The sequence below is a fragment of the Paenibacillus sp. OK060 genome, from assembly GCF_900101205.1.
Classification (GTDB): Bacteria; Bacillota; Bacilli; order Paenibacillales; family Paenibacillaceae; genus Paenibacillus; species Paenibacillus marchantiae.
The window spans coordinates 929,917-943,640 of the sequence record NZ_FNFR01000002.1 but is presented as its reverse complement, the minus strand read 5'-3'; the positions used below and the strand labels follow the sequence as shown (position 1 = coordinate 943,640).

At 44.8% G+C, this 13,724-nt stretch carries 17 protein-coding genes; 16 read left to right on the top strand and 1 reads right to left on the bottom strand.

Annotated features, from left to right (window positions below):
* The first annotated feature begins 8 nt into the window (after positions 1 to 8).
* Genes BLS14_RS10525 through BLS14_RS10515 form a run of 3 tightly spaced genes read left to right on the top strand, consistent with a single transcriptional unit; the run spans position 9 to position 1,866 of the window.
* Positions 9 to 602 (top strand): CPBP family intramembrane glutamic endopeptidase, encoded by a 594-nt coding sequence (locus tag BLS14_RS10525; protein WP_063566743.1) that lies wholly within the window; start codon positions 9 to 11, stop codon positions 600 to 602.
* Positions 599 to 1,054 (top strand): hypothetical protein, encoded by a 456-nt coding sequence (locus tag BLS14_RS10520; protein ID WP_063566744.1) that lies wholly within the window; start codon positions 599 to 601, stop codon positions 1,052 to 1,054. Before BLS14_RS10525 ends, BLS14_RS10520 begins: the two co-directional genes overlap by 4 nt.
* Positions 1,042 to 1,866 (top strand): metallophosphoesterase, encoded by an 825-nt coding sequence (locus BLS14_RS10515; RefSeq protein ID WP_090807405.1) that lies wholly within the window; start codon positions 1,042 to 1,044, stop codon positions 1,864 to 1,866. Before BLS14_RS10520 ends, BLS14_RS10515 begins: the two co-directional genes overlap by 13 nt.
* A gap of 107 nt (positions 1,867 to 1,973) precedes the next feature.
* Here the strand turns inward: BLS14_RS10515 and BLS14_RS10510 are convergent, their stop codons facing one another.
* Complete coding sequence (locus BLS14_RS10510) at positions 1,974 to 2,909, bottom strand: polysaccharide deacetylase family protein (protein WP_090951478.1); 936 nt, start codon at positions 2,907 to 2,909, stop codon at positions 1,974 to 1,976.
* A 94-nt stretch (positions 2,910 to 3,003) separates the two neighbouring features.
* Here BLS14_RS10510 and BLS14_RS10505 point away from each other — a divergent pair, with 94 nt between their 5' ends.
* The 13 genes from BLS14_RS10505 (at position 3,004) to BLS14_RS10450 (ending at position 13,684) form a co-directional block, all read left to right on the top strand.
* Positions 3,004 to 3,360, top strand: coding sequence for a hypothetical protein (locus tag BLS14_RS10505; RefSeq protein WP_090951476.1), 357 nt, complete (start codon positions 3,004 to 3,006; stop codon positions 3,358 to 3,360).
* A 187-nt stretch (positions 3,361 to 3,547) separates the two neighbouring features.
* The gene (locus BLS14_RS10500) at positions 3,548 to 4,162 is read left to right on the top strand and encodes a genetic competence negative regulator (RefSeq protein WP_063566746.1); all 615 of its coding nucleotides are present in this window, start codon (positions 3,548 to 3,550) and stop codon (positions 4,160 to 4,162) included.
* A 43-nt stretch (positions 4,163 to 4,205) separates the two neighbouring features.
* Positions 4,206 to 4,901 (top strand): glutamic-type intramembrane protease PrsW, encoded by a 696-nt coding sequence (gene prsW, locus BLS14_RS10495; protein WP_063566747.1) that lies wholly within the window; start codon positions 4,206 to 4,208, stop codon positions 4,899 to 4,901.
* 117 nt (positions 4,902 to 5,018) lie between these two features.
* Positions 5,019 to 5,189 carry a hypothetical protein gene (locus BLS14_RS32525; RefSeq protein ID WP_167666101.1) on the top strand — a complete coding sequence of 57 codons (171 nt, stop codon included), beginning with the start codon at positions 5,019 to 5,021 and terminating at the stop codon, positions 5,187 to 5,189.
* Positions 5,190 to 5,311: 122 nt separating this feature from the next.
* Positions 5,312 to 6,658, top strand: coding sequence for a germination protein YpeB (gene ypeB / locus BLS14_RS10490; RefSeq protein ID WP_090951473.1), 1,347 nt, complete (start codon positions 5,312 to 5,314; stop codon positions 6,656 to 6,658).
* A 154-nt stretch (positions 6,659 to 6,812) separates the two neighbouring features.
* On the top strand, positions 6,813 to 7,466 hold the full coding sequence (locus BLS14_RS10485) for a flagellar brake protein (RefSeq protein WP_063566749.1): 654 nt from the start codon (positions 6,813 to 6,815) through the stop codon (positions 7,464 to 7,466).
* Between the two features lie 69 nt (positions 7,467 to 7,535).
* On the top strand, positions 7,536 to 7,751 hold the full coding sequence (locus BLS14_RS10480) for a hypothetical protein (protein WP_063566750.1): 216 nt from the start codon (positions 7,536 to 7,538) through the stop codon (positions 7,749 to 7,751).
* A 112-nt stretch (positions 7,752 to 7,863) separates the two neighbouring features.
* Positions 7,864 to 8,568: a (d)CMP kinase gene (cmk, locus tag BLS14_RS10475; RefSeq protein WP_063566751.1), complete on the top strand. Its 705-nt coding sequence runs from the start codon at positions 7,864 to 7,866 to the stop codon at positions 8,566 to 8,568.
* Positions 8,565 to 9,152 carry a lysophospholipid acyltransferase family protein gene (locus tag BLS14_RS10470; protein WP_063566752.1) on the top strand — a complete coding sequence of 196 codons (588 nt, stop codon included), beginning with the start codon at positions 8,565 to 8,567 and terminating at the stop codon, positions 9,150 to 9,152. The genes cmk and BLS14_RS10470 overlap by 4 nt, the downstream gene beginning before the upstream one ends.
* Before the next feature lie 142 nt (positions 9,153 to 9,294).
* Positions 9,295 to 10,509, top strand: a complete 1,215-nt coding sequence (gene rpsA, locus BLS14_RS10465) for a 30S ribosomal protein S1 (RefSeq protein WP_063566753.1) — start codon at positions 9,295 to 9,297, stop codon at positions 10,507 to 10,509.
* 184 nt (positions 10,510 to 10,693) lie between these two features.
* Complete coding sequence (der, locus tag BLS14_RS10460) at positions 10,694 to 12,016, top strand: ribosome biogenesis GTPase Der (RefSeq protein WP_063566754.1); 1,323 nt, start codon at positions 10,694 to 10,696, stop codon at positions 12,014 to 12,016.
* An 11-nt stretch (positions 12,017 to 12,027) separates the two neighbouring features.
* Complete coding sequence (gene plsY / locus BLS14_RS10455) at positions 12,028 to 12,651, top strand: glycerol-3-phosphate 1-O-acyltransferase PlsY (RefSeq protein WP_063566755.1); 624 nt, start codon at positions 12,028 to 12,030, stop codon at positions 12,649 to 12,651.
* Positions 12,644 to 13,684 carry an NAD(P)H-dependent glycerol-3-phosphate dehydrogenase gene (locus tag BLS14_RS10450; RefSeq protein WP_063566756.1) on the top strand — a complete coding sequence of 347 codons (1,041 nt, stop codon included), beginning with the start codon at positions 12,644 to 12,646 and terminating at the stop codon, positions 13,682 to 13,684. The genes plsY and BLS14_RS10450 overlap by 8 nt, the downstream gene beginning before the upstream one ends.
* The last annotated feature ends 40 nt before the right edge of the window (positions 13,685 to 13,724 follow it).

Genomic DNA, 13,724 nt, shown 5'->3' with positions numbered 1-13,724 from the left:
CACAGGCGATGAAAAAATTAAAGTTTCCCAAGTTCAAGATTCAGAAGGCTGAACCACAGCAGCTTACCGAGCGTTTGCTTCTGATCAATCTATACTTTACACAAGGGTTAACTTTGATCATTGGGGTTGTATGGATTTTATTGCAGAAGAGAAATCTTTTTGATGTACTTGCGTGGCCTGATAGTTACCAGTTTATTTGGTGGGGGCTTGGTCTTGCTGGCATTATGCTTGTTATGGACTTGGTTCTTTCTTATGTTATTCCTCAAGAAAGCATGGATGATGGCGGCATTAACGAGTTGCTGTTTCGCAAGCGTCCAATCTGGCACATTGTATGCATAGCAGCCATCGTTGCTGTTTGTGAAGAATTGTTATTTCGTGGAGCCATACAACATGCGTTAGGTCCTTACTGGACAAGTATTTTATTTGCGGTTATCCATATACGCTATTTGCGGCACTGGATTCCAACTGGTTGGGTATTTGTTTCGAGCTATGGATTGGGTTGGATTTATATGCAATCCGGCACATTATGGGCGCCTATACTATGTCATTTTATTATTGATTTGGTGTCTGGATTAGCGATACGTTTTCGGAGGGGATCATGAATCAGCAATTAAGTAGAATGAAGACATACGGCAGTCAGCGCCATCGTCACTCGGATAAGACAGAGACATCTGAGCGGCCTGAAGCTTCTCAAGTAAATCTGGTTGTTGAACCAGCTGCTGCCTCAGAGGTGGGAGGACTCACACCCATTACCTCGGTCTCCATACCAAGATCACAACGCAAGTCTTATACATCATCGCTGGAAAGTCCGGTACTTCCCCGGCGGGCACCAGCACGTGCCAACAAAGCAGAAAAGCCATCAGAAGAAGAATCCGTTTCCGAAGCCGGAACACTTCCTACGCGGACTGAGCTTCATCCATCTCGCCGTTTACGTCTCAGTAAGCGATTTGTTAACTCGCTCATATTTATATTTGTTTTGCTCACAATCAGTCTGGTTTGGTGGGGGATAAAAGGAGCGCCTTCTTTGGATACTTTCCTTCCATGGCCATGGTAATACTGGCATGGTTCGTTGCCGTTATTTTGGCCGGGATTGCCTTGCTGGTTCATATGTGGCGTGAGGCGCATCTTCATCACATCGTTTCAGAAGAGGTTGAAGTTCCGAATTTGCCCTCTTCTTTTGATGGCAGCAAAATCCTGTATTTATCTGATATCCATAAACGCAAGCTGAAAAAGAATGATCTGGAACATCTTCGCAATCAGGTGGACTGGGTTATTATTGGGGGAGATGTGGCGGAAAAAGGAATTTCATGGCCCATTGTCAGACATAATATGAGCTTGTTGTCTTATATTGCCCCTGTTTTTACAGTCTATGGGAACCATGATAAAAGAGCAGGAACTGTGCATCTCGAACGTATATTCCGAGATACGGGCGTTCAACTCTTACAGGATTCTACCACTTACCTTCGTAAAGGCAGAAGCAAACTGTGTCTGGTCGGAGTTGATTATCGTTCACAGCGAGGGGATTCGCTGCTTGCAGAATTGGACTCCAAAGAATGCAAGATTGCCATCGTGCACGATCCCCTAGAGGCTCTTCACTTGAATGGACCTGTTGATCTGATATTGAGTGGTCACACTCACGGTGGACAATTAGTATTTCCGGTCTTTGGCCCCGTCTTTCTTAACAAAGCGTACCGCTCTGTGTCTAGCGGGTGGTTCTCTTTGAAAAAGGATGGTAATGATACCGAGCAAGAAGGTAAAATGCTGGTTAGCAAAGGATACGGAACAAATCATTTGCCGTTCAGACTTTGTTGTCCCGCAGAAATGCATATCATTACTTTGCGAATGCTCTCAAACAAACAGCCTTGATCCGCATAGGACCAAGGCTGTTCGTTATAACTTTGTAAGTTCCTTCATGTCAATTCCAACTCATCAATTATTGAAATGAAGCCGGATGCTGGGCAAATAATCGAAGCTCAGCGGGCTTCCAGTTCAATGGAGCGAGGATCGACAAAAGTGTAACCTTTCTGTTCAAGTTTGGTTAACAACTCATCCAACGCTTCAACCGTCCATGGCAACTCATGCATCAAAATATTACTGCCGGGATTTAATTGATCCAGCACATTCTGGATGACTTTATCCGGTTTATTTTTGGTACTCTTATCCCAATCCAGTGAGCCATTGGACCATGTCATATATAACATGCCGTTTTTCTTGACTGTGGCCTTTAATGCATCATTTCCAGAACCGAACGGCGGACGGAAGAACTGGGGTTCCACGCCAATCGTTTCTTTCACAATCTTTTGCACATCGGTGACTTGTTTGGAAGCTGCCGTAGTGGACATTTTTTTCAGATCCTCATGGTCCCACGCATGATTTCCTACAACTTGATCACGTTCATGAATGATCTTGAGCAACTCGGGATGACTTTTCACTCGGTATCCGTTAACAAAAAATATCGCTTTCGCGTCATGTTTATCCAAGGTGTCGATTAATCCGTTTATCATTTTTTCTTCTTTGGGCCCATCATCAAATGTTAACAATACAACCTTGCTTTCGCTCGTTTTATCGTTGGGTTTGATGTAGTAATTGGCGTTCATATGATACGTTTTTTCAATATTAACTTCGGCTGCTTGTGTACCGAGAGCGTTATCAGTTTCTTCTTTTTCTGTCGAAGATGTTTCGTCATCACTTGGTGATTCTTGATCCGAATTCGAGTCCGTTGAGGAAGAGGAATCAGTGGTTGCTGTTTCACCTGTGCCAGTGGAAGTTGGCTCGTTCTGCTGTTCCTGCGTTGAAGTATCCGATTCATTGCTGGACTTCGTGGATTCAGGTGTTGTTTCGACCTTGGTTCCACAAGCGGACAACAGCATGCATGCAATCATAATTAAGGCAGTGGTGTGTCTAATCATGCTTTCAACTCGCTTTCCTGTATTTATGCGGAATGAGATGAGGCACTCCCGCAAACACTAGTTGTGATTTTAACATTAAAAGGAGGTTGGTGTAATGAAGGCGTCATCCTTTTTCTGGGGTGTTGTAATTGGCGTAGCAGCCAGTTCTTGGCTGTCCAAAGGTAAAATGTCAATGCTGTCTTCCGGTTCATCCCGCAACATGATGAATCAGGCCAAACACAAAATGATGGAGATGACGTTCCCAGGCATGGACGGATTCAGCTCCAAGCCAAACGAACAGAGCGGAGATTCCCACAAAAGCATGCATAAAAAAAGTGCAAAGCCGATCACTCCGCAGGAAAAAGAAGAGAACATGAACATGCTCAAAGATTTTATTCGCACCAATCCGGATGTTAAACATGAAGTTGAGCAAATTTTAACTCAAACAAACACAACAGTACCGGGTTTATAAACACAAACCTCCCATTAGAATCATCCACAGTCCTGTTTTGATGTGGAATGATTCTTTTTTTGTCGATTTTACTTCGTGCATTTGCAGGTATAAAATGATAACATAACTACATAGATTTATTTTCAGCACATATTGTTTTGTGCTTCATAATCTGTTATAAGACTTGCTTATAAAGGGGAGATCCTGTATGAAAATAGAACGATTAAGTCACGATAAGATACGGATTTTCCTGACCTTTGACGATCTGAGCGAGCGCGGAATACAAAAAGATGATATGTGGCAGGAAATACCTAAAGTTCATGAACTGTTCACTGAAATGATGGACCAGGCCTATTCCGAACTTGGATTTGATGCTACAGGTCCACTTGCTGTCGAAGTATTCGCACTTCCCGCTCAAGGGATGGTTGTCATTGTCACCCGGGGGAAATATGATCCGCAACAATATGGTTCAGGTAATGAGGATGATTTGCCTGAAGAAGTATATGAGATGGAAGTTACACTTGAGCAAAGCGATTCCATCGTCTATGCATTCAAAGATTTTGAAGTACTGATTGAGGCTGCACATATGTTGCATCAGCACGTAACGGATGCTGGAAGACTTTATTCCTATAAAGACAAATGGTTTTTGCATTTTGAACCGGATGACTTGGATTCGACCAAACATGCAGCATTGATTGCATTGCTTGCTGAATTCGGTGAAGGCTCTTCCGTTACCCCTGCCGTCATGGAAGAGTACGGAAAGGTTGTTATGCCTGAACAAGCGGTTGAGGTTATTTGCACCCACTTCAAGCGTCAGGAGTAAGCTCTAGTTGTAATCGCGTCTTTAGTCAGAGGAGGGAATTTCGGTGCTTTTGTTTTCGGTTTTAGCGGCAGCAGTAGCTCCGGGTCTCGCCTTGTTAACATACTTTTATCTGAAAGACCGTTATGACTCTGAACCTCTTCACATGGTATTTCGAGTCTTTCTCATGGGGATTCTGATGGTACTGCCTGTGATGATTATTCAGCGTGGCATGATGATCTGGCTTGGAGATAATCCTTATGTTGAATCCATCCTGATTTCAGGTGGGGTTGAAGAGTTCGTCAAATGGTTTGTGATTTACCATATTATTTATAACCATACCGAATTTGACGAGCCTTATGATGGGATTCTATACTCCGTTGCTGTTTCACTCGGATTTGCTACAGTTGAGAATGTGTTGTATGCCTTTGCGGGGAATGCTTCCGTCTCAGCTATGTTCATTCGTGCATTGCTTCCTGTATCGGGTCACGCCATGTTTGCAGTAATTATGGGTTATTACATGGGGCGGGCCAAGTTCTCGGATGGCAAGAAAAAACGTTGGTTTCTTATGCTCTCACTGGTTCTACCGTTCTTCTGGCATGCGCTTTATGATGTCATTATGAATACCATGGTGAATCATTGGTTATGGTTCATTGCGCCATTGATGGCGGGATTATGGTACGGTGCGATGGGCAAGATTACAAGGGCCAACAATCGTTCTCCTTTTCGTTTTGTGAAGCGTGAGGAAGAGATTAAATTATAAAAATACGGACACACTGGTGGACATGGAGCGCAACCTGCGCCTGATGCCCCGGTGTGTTTTTTGTTGCAATAAAATAAAAATTCCCGGGGAAGACCAATAGAAACGGGGATAAGCGTGATGAGAATCAAAATTAAAATCAGATGCAAGCAATGTGGAGAACGTTTTACGCTGCGAGGTAAGAAAGAACGAGGAAGAATTGAGACCGGTTTTAAACAGTGTTTGTGTGATAATCGAGATCAGTTCGAAATTGAGGAAGATGGCGGCACAACCTGGGTACAATTGAATTAAATAGAACGTTTGAGACCATGCGTGATAAGCCCGTCATTGGACAGACTGGAAATCGCATGCATAAGAGGTCTTTCTTCGATCCACAATAGAGGTAGTGGCTTAGAAGAAAGGAGACTCTACCGATGTATAAACGTTTAAGTTCAGTTATGTTTCCGATATTTGCAGTTCTGTTAATCGGTGCTCTCGTATGGGGTTACCAAGAGAACCAGGAGAAAAATGCCATTCTGATCAAGGCAGAGAATCAATATCAGCGTGCTTTTCACGATTTATCTTTTCATATGGACAAATTGCACTCGGAGATTGGGAATACGCTGGCAGTCCATGCTACGTCCCAAGGGATGCATCGCAAAGGTCTGATGAACGTATGGCGACTTACCAGTGAAGCCCAGAATGAGATTAATCAATTGCCGCTTACAATGCTGCCATTCAGTGAAACGGAGGAGTTTCTCTCCCGCATCTCCAACTTTGCTTATCAGGCGTCCATGCGTGATCTGACCAATGAACCATTAAGCGAAAAAGAAATGGGCAACTTGAAAAAACTGTATGCGAATTCATCCGAGATCACTAAAAATCTGCAGGATGTACAGCAGAAAGTCATTTCTGACCGTTTACGCTGGATGGATGCCGAGTCGGCTATGGCAACGGAAGAGCAAACGATGGACAACACCATCGTGGATGGATTCCGGACAGTCAACAAAAAGGTACAGGAGTATCCTGAACTTGACTGGGGTCCTTCAGTCTCCAGCATTTATGCCAAACGTTCGGTGAAGAAGCTGGATGGCTTACCGATGACCAAAGAGCAGATCCAAACTAAAGCTGCAAAGTTTTCCGATGCTGAACACGGCAAGATTCAAATACAGGAAAATGGTAAAGGTACAGATTGGGAATCGTATACAGCCACGATTGATCAGTCCAAAGACAGTAAATTAAGTATGGACTTCACACGTAATGGCGGTCTGCTCATCTCTTACAGTGATACTCGCCCAATCGGGACGAAGAAAGTAACACGTAAAGAAGCTATGTCAAAAGCAGATCATTTCCTTTCCAATAAGGGTTACAAAGATATGAAGGCAGTCAATTATGACGAGTTTGGTAACCTCGGTAACCTGACCTATGTGCGCAAACAAGGCGATACACTGATTTATCCAGAAAAAATGTCTGTTCGGGTTGGCCTTGATAATGGGGATGTTACCGGCTTCCAGGCAAGTGATTTTGTATATGAGCATCAGAAGAAGCGGGAGATTCCAAAAGCTGCACTCACGGTTGAACAAGCCCGCAAAAAACTGAATCCGGAATTCAAGGAGAGCTATGCTCGCAAATCACTCATTAAGAATGATTACAGCAAAGAAGTTCTGTGTTACGAATTCGGTGGACGCATCAATGGTGCAAAATATAAAATTTACATCAACGCTGATACAGGTATGGAAGAAGCCGTTGAGGAGATCAAACCGGTGAATGAGACCACATAACATCAAGAAGCCGGCAGCCTGTTAAAATGTAAATAGATTATGGAACAGACCACGTGGTGGTCTGTTTTTTGTTGTCCACTATGAGAAAGGTCATGGTATAATAGTCCTTGTACATACGATACGAAGATAAAAAGCTAAGGTGGCGGTGAACAGCTTGTTTCCCAAAATAAATGAAGTTTTATACATCCAGATTGCCTCTGCAGATGAAAAAGAGGAAAGCAAAGAATATAAATCACGCATAGCGGATGTGGATGAAAATAGTTTTCTGATCGAAGTCCCGATGCAACAGGGAAGCAGTCGGTTGAAAAGGTTGTTTTTTGGTGAGGAATTGTCCATTTCTTATATTACGGAAGACGGGGTTCGTCATTATTTCAATACGTATGTGACCGGATTTGAAGAAGATGTAGTTCGGCTTGTACGAATTCGCAAGCCCTTGCCGGACGACATCACCAAAATCCAGCGTCGCAGTTTTCTGCGTGTTCATGCAAATCTTGAAATGGCTATTCAGGGTGAAGATCTTACCCGAGCCGTGGGCTTGACTGAAGATATTGGCGGCGGGGGATTGTCCATTTATGGGGAACCCAGTTTTGCTATTGCGGAAGGACAAAAGCTTAAATGCTGGTTGCTTATTCCTTATCGGAATGCAGCGATTGAACATGCGAACTTTGAAGCTGAAGTGGTACGGATCAAAACACTGGAAACAGGCAGACAGCTATGCATGTTAAAGTTTGTGCAGATTACAGATTCGGAACGACAAAAGATCATCAAGTTTTGTTTTGAACGGCAATTAGATTACCGAACGAAATAGAGATGGTGATTGTCTGGGATAGAAAGTGACAATGGTGGGCAATGTAATGGAAAAACGGAGGTTCAGATTGTGAACAATCGCCATGCATCCCGCAGATACGAGCGCCTATATTATGTTTTATCCAAGCGAATGGAAAGAAGGGCTTTGAAGCTGATTACAGCTCTTCTTGTTCTGCTTGTGATCTATCAGCTATTACTTCTTGTGCCTGATATGAAAAAGAATATGACCTCCATTGATCGTCTGGAAGGAACACCAATTCAGATGCAAACGGTACACGATCAATAGCATCACTGATTTGTCTGTTTTTGCATCCATGTGTATAGTGTGGTATAATTTTGACGATGCAGGCAATGCCTGTTTTTTTATTGAGGCTTATCGTTTGAGGAGGAATGCCCCGTTGGCAAGCCAGAACACATCAGAGAACGGGAAGATGAACGTTGCAATTGACGGACCTGCCGGTGCCGGGAAAAGCACGGTGGCCCGATTGGTTGCAGAGGCGCTCGCGTATATATACGTCGATACTGGCGCGATGTACCGTGCGGTAACCTTGCATATGCTTCGAAAAGGTATTTCACCGGAAGATGTGCCAGAGGTGCTTCAGGAAACCCAAAAGCTGGTCATTGATTTACAACCGGATCCCGACGGACAGAAAGTGTTCTGTAATGGGGAAGATGTAACCTCGGAAATCCGCTCCCGTGAAGTGACGGGAATCGTGTCCCGATATGCGCAAATCGAGGGGCTGCGTACGCAATTGGTGGATACACAGCGGCAAATGGCTTTGCGCAAGGGCGTCGTCATGGATGGACGCGATATCGGAACGACAGTATTGCCCGACGCGGAAGTGAAAATCTTCATGACTGCCAGTGTGGAAGAGCGTGCACTTCGCCGCTTCAAAGAACTGGACCCCTCAGAAGGACTGACGTTGCAGCAACTTGAGCGAGACATTGCCACCCGTGACAAATTGGATGAAAGTCGGGAAATATCCCCGCTTCGTTGTGCTGAGGACGCTACAGTGCTCGATACAACCGAGATGAGCATCCATGAAGTGGTTGACAAAATCGTGTCTTATTGCACAATGGTCAGAGGAGAGATCGGTCTATGATTTACACATTTTGCAGCACATTACTGCGGATCATTTACACCATTCTTTTCCGCCTAGAGGCAGTTGGACGGGAGAACATCCCGAAAGAAGGCGGCGTACTTTTATGTTCCAATCATATCAGTAACTTTGATCCTCCAACGGTTGGTATCAAGATTCGTCGTCAGGTGCGCTTCATGGCCAAAAGCGAATTGTTTGATATTCCGGTGTTTGGCCGAATTATCAAAGCCGTAGGCGCTTTCCCTGTTAAACGTGGAGGCGTCAGCAAGGAATCCATCAAGACCTCACTCAACATTTTGCGTGGTGGTGAAGTGCTTGGCATTTTCCCTTCGGGAAGCCGACACAATGATGGAGGCATCGGCAAAAAAGGGGCAGCGAGCTTCGCTCTCCGAAGTGGTGCTACAGTTATTCCTACTGCTATTATCGGTAACTACAAGGTTTTTCGTAAGATGAAAGTAGTTTATGGAGCACCAGTGAATTTGGACGAGTTCAAGGAAGATCCTTCCGGCGATGCGCTGGAAAGAGCGACGGAGAAGATTATGTCCAAAATTAACGAAATGGTGCAAACAGGCGTGCCGAGCAAATAACGGCATCGTCAGACTGCTGAGTGCATGTTTCCATATTTTTGAGGGAAGCTAAGGATGTTCATTCAGCGATGAAAGTGTTTTGAACTCTGCTACAGGCAGGTTTGAATATAATGGGGTTTTTGAATTGAGGAGGGTATTTGACATGTCGGAAGAAATGAAAAATCAAGAAGCAACCCAAGATGAGTTGGATCAATTCGTTTCCTTGAAAAAAGGAGATACCGTAAAAGGAACCATCGTCAAATTGGAAGATAACCAAGCCTATGTGAGCATTGGATATAAATATGACGGTGTAATTCCAATTCGTGAACTGTCTTCCCTACACGTAGACAGCGCGTCTGATGCAGTTGAAGTTGGACAAGAAGTTGAAGCTAAAGTACTTAGCATCGACGACGAGAAAGAAAAACTCGTTTTGTCCAAACGTGCAATCGACAGCGAAAACGCTTGGGATCAATTGCAAAAGCATTTTGAAGACCAAGACGTATTCGAAGTTGTTGTAGGTGACGTTGTTAAAGGCGGTCTGGTAGCAGACGTGGGCGTTCGCGGATTTATCCCGGCTTCCATGGTAGAGCGCCATTTCGTTGAAGATTTCAGCGATTACAAAGGACGCACATTGCGTGTTAAAGTGAAAGAGATCGACCGTGAGAACAACAAAGTGATCCTTTCCCAAAAAGACGTACTGGAGCAAGAATTCGAAGCAAACAAAGCTACTGTTATGGCTGGTTTGCAAGAAGGTCAAGTGATCGAAGGTACGGTACAACGCTTGACTCAATTCGGTGCTTTCGTTGATGTAGGCGGAGTAGACGGATTGGTTCACGTATCTGAGCTCGCTTGGACACACGTTGACAAACCATCGGACGTTCTGTCTGAAGGCGATAAAGTAAACGTAAAAGTGCTGAAAGTTGATCCTGAAAAAGGTAAAATCAGCCTGAGCATGAAAGCTGTTCAACCAGGTCCTTGGGAAACAGCTGGCGACAAATTCAACTCTAGCGATATCGTAACAGGTGTTGTAAAACGTCTGGTTGACTTCGGTGCTTTTGTTGAAATCGCTCCTGGTGTTGAGGGACTTGTGCATATTTCGCAAATCTCCCACAAACATATTGGCACTCCGCACGAAGTATTGAAAGAAGGACAAGAAGTTCAAGTTAAAATCTTGGACATGAATCCTTCTGAGCAACGTGTAAGCCTGAGCATCAAGGAAACTGAAGAAGCTCCTGCTCAAGCGCCAAAATCAGAAAGACCTGCAAGAAACAATGCTCCACGTGAAGAAATCAACAACCCGAACGTTTCCTTGAGCAATCAAGGTCTGAGCATCACGCTCGGCGAGCGCTTCGGTGACAAACTCAGCAAATTCAAATAAGTTATAAATGCATGGTTCTTAGTTATATACTGCATATTTTGCTGAACAATAAAAGCAAGATCGGCGAGCCCCAGCGGGTTCGCCGATTGTTTTTATTGCGAGTATAACGGCATGAAACGTTAGCCAAGACAGGCGTTTTTTGCTATGATGAGTATCGTAAGTATGGACAGGAGGAGTGGAATGTATGGCAAGACCCGTTGTGGCAATTGTCGGGCGACCGAATGTGGGCAAATCCACCATTTTTAATCGGATCATCGGCGACAGATTGGCCATTGTGGAAGACAAGCCGGGCATTACCCGTGACCGTATCTACGGAATCGGCGAATGGAACGGTAAACCATTTAGCATTATCGATACAGGTGGTATCGAAATCGACGGCGAGGACGTCATTTTAAAATCAATCCGGATGCAGGCAGAGCTCGCCATTGAAGAAGCGGATGTTATTGTATTCATGTGTGATGCAAAAGCAGGGATTACGCAATCTGATGAAGAAGTCGCAGAGATGTTGTACCGCTCAGGTAAGCCTATCGTTGTAGCCGTTAACAAAGTGGATAATATCGGGCGCAGTGAGCTCATTTATGAGTTTTATGGATTTGGATTTGGTGATCCAATCGGAGTATCGGGAAGTCATGGTACAGGTGTAGGTGATTTGCTCGATGCCATCGTAGAGAAATTGCCTGAACTTGAGGAAGAGACTTACGATGACGATGTCATTCGTGTAGCTCTGATCGGACGTCCTAACGTGGGTAAATCTTCATTGGTGAATGCCATTTTGGGCGAGGAACGTGTTATTGTCAGTGATGTTGCTGGTACGACGCGGGATGCAATCGATACACCGTTTGAAAAAGACGGTCAGCGTTATGTGCTGATTGATACAGCAGGTATGCGTAAACGTGGTAAAGTTTATGAAACCACGGAGAAATACAGCGTAATGCGTGCGATGCGTGCCATTGAGCGTGCAGATGTTGTTCTGATTGTAATTAATGGCGAAGAAGGCATTATTGAGCAGGACAAGCATATTGCAGGTTATGCATTCGAAGCAGGTAAAGCTTCCATGTTTGTTGTGAACAAATGGGACGTTGTAGAGAAGTCTGATAAAACAATGAATGAGTTTGAGAAAAAAATTCGGGATCATTTCCTGTTTATGACTTACGCTCCGGTTGTATTTTTGTCAGCCAAGACAAAACAACGCTTACAAAAATTGTTGCCTGTTGTGCAACGTGTAGCACAGCAGCATACTATGCGTGTTCAGACGCATCTGCTTAACGATGTAGTATCTGATGCAGTGGCTATTAATCCGCCACCAACAGATAAAGGACGCAGAATGAGAATCAACTATGTGACTCAGGTTGCAGTTAAACCTCCGACCATGGTTATTTTTGTGAACGATCCTGAATTGATGCACTTTTCTTACGAACGTTACCTGGAGAATAAAATTCGTGCAGCGTTTGATTTTGAAGGGACGCCAATTCGCATATTTACTCGGAGGAAGTCCGACGAAGGTTAGGGGAGAAGTTTGTGATTTTACAAATCGCAGCGATTGTACTGAGCTATCTGCTCGGTTCAATCAGCTTTAGTGTCCTCCTTGCAAAAGCACTACGGGGGATCGATATCCGTCAACACGGAAGCGGAAATGCAGGGGCTACCAATACTTTGCGGATATTGGGTAAAGGACCGGCAATTCTGGTACTTCTGTTGGATGTACTCAAAGGTATTGCGGCCGTTTGGATTGGGGTTTGGTTTAGCAATGGTTCCGATTGGATTCCTGCACTCAGTGGTATAGCTGCCATTGCAGGACATAACTGGCCGCTGTACTTCCGTTTTCGCGGAGGAAAAGGAATTGCGACAGCGATTGGTGTGCTCGTAACTCTTGCACTTATTCCTGCGCTATGCGCCGGTGTATTTGCCATCCTGTCCATCGTATTGACACGATATGTTTCATTGGGTTCCCTTATTTTTGTAGCTTTGACACCGCTCTTCATCCTTGTGTTACCCGGATATTCGATGAGTATCTTCTGGGGAAGTCTGATTATTTGTCTGTTTGCGTTCTGGAGACATCGTACCAATATTGCGAAGCTCGCCAAAGGACAGGAAAATAAATTGGGATCGAAAAGCCCTGGAGGGGGAAAACGCGTTGTCTAAAAAAGTTGCTGTTCTGGTTGCGGGCAGTTGGGGTACTGCACTTGCCAGTGTATTAGCTGCCAATCAACTGGATGTGATCATGTGGACACGTGGTGAAGACCAGGCCACAGAAATCAATAATAAACATACAAACCAACGCTTCCTTCCCGATGCAGAGCTGTCACCTCGTATTCAGGCAACCACGGATATGGCGACGGCAGTTGAAGGGGCTTCTGCTGTGTTAATTGTTGCTCCTTCATCGGCGATGCGTTCGGTTGCTCATCAGCTTAAGGCCTATTACAAACCGGAAATGTTAATCATTCATGCAACCAAGGGATTTGAGACAGAAAGTCTAAAACGCATGTCCACAGTCATTTCGGAAGAACTTGAATGTGAAGAAGGACATATCGTTGTACTTTCTGGTCCAAGCCATGCGGAAGAAGTGGTTAAGCGTTGCCCAACGACGGTTGTTGTGGCATCACTGGATAAAGCTTCTGCCGAGGCCGCCCAAGGTTTATTTATGAATGCTTATTTCCGTGTGTACACGAATCGAGATATGATCGGTGTAGAATTGGCGGGAGCGTTTAAAAATATTATCGCGCTGGGAGCAGGTATGTCAGACGGCCTTAACTTTGGTGATAATGCCAAAGCAGCGTTGCTAACACGCGGGCTGGCCGAGATCACACGCATCGGTGTGGAGATGGGGGCGAATCCGCTTACGTTCTCCGGACTTGCAGGGATCGGTGATTTGGTCGTGACCGCGACTAGTCAGCACAGTCGTAACTGGAGAGCAGGTTCCTTGCTGGGCAAAGGACAGAAGCTGGACGATGTATTGAATTCCATGGGCATGGTTGTGGAAGGAATTCGGACCACACAGGCCGCCCACTTCATTTCTCAGAAATATGGTGTGCAAATGCCGATTGCAGATCAGCTTTATCACGTTCTTTTTCAGGAGAGACAGCCGCGGGATGCGGTTGAAGCTTTAATGGGACGTGATCCCAAGACCGAAATGGAAGTCATGACGCTTGAAACCTGGGAGCAGTGGCATTCCTGATGGTAGCGTAGGCAGCTTTCCCGAAATGAGAAGCTTATTC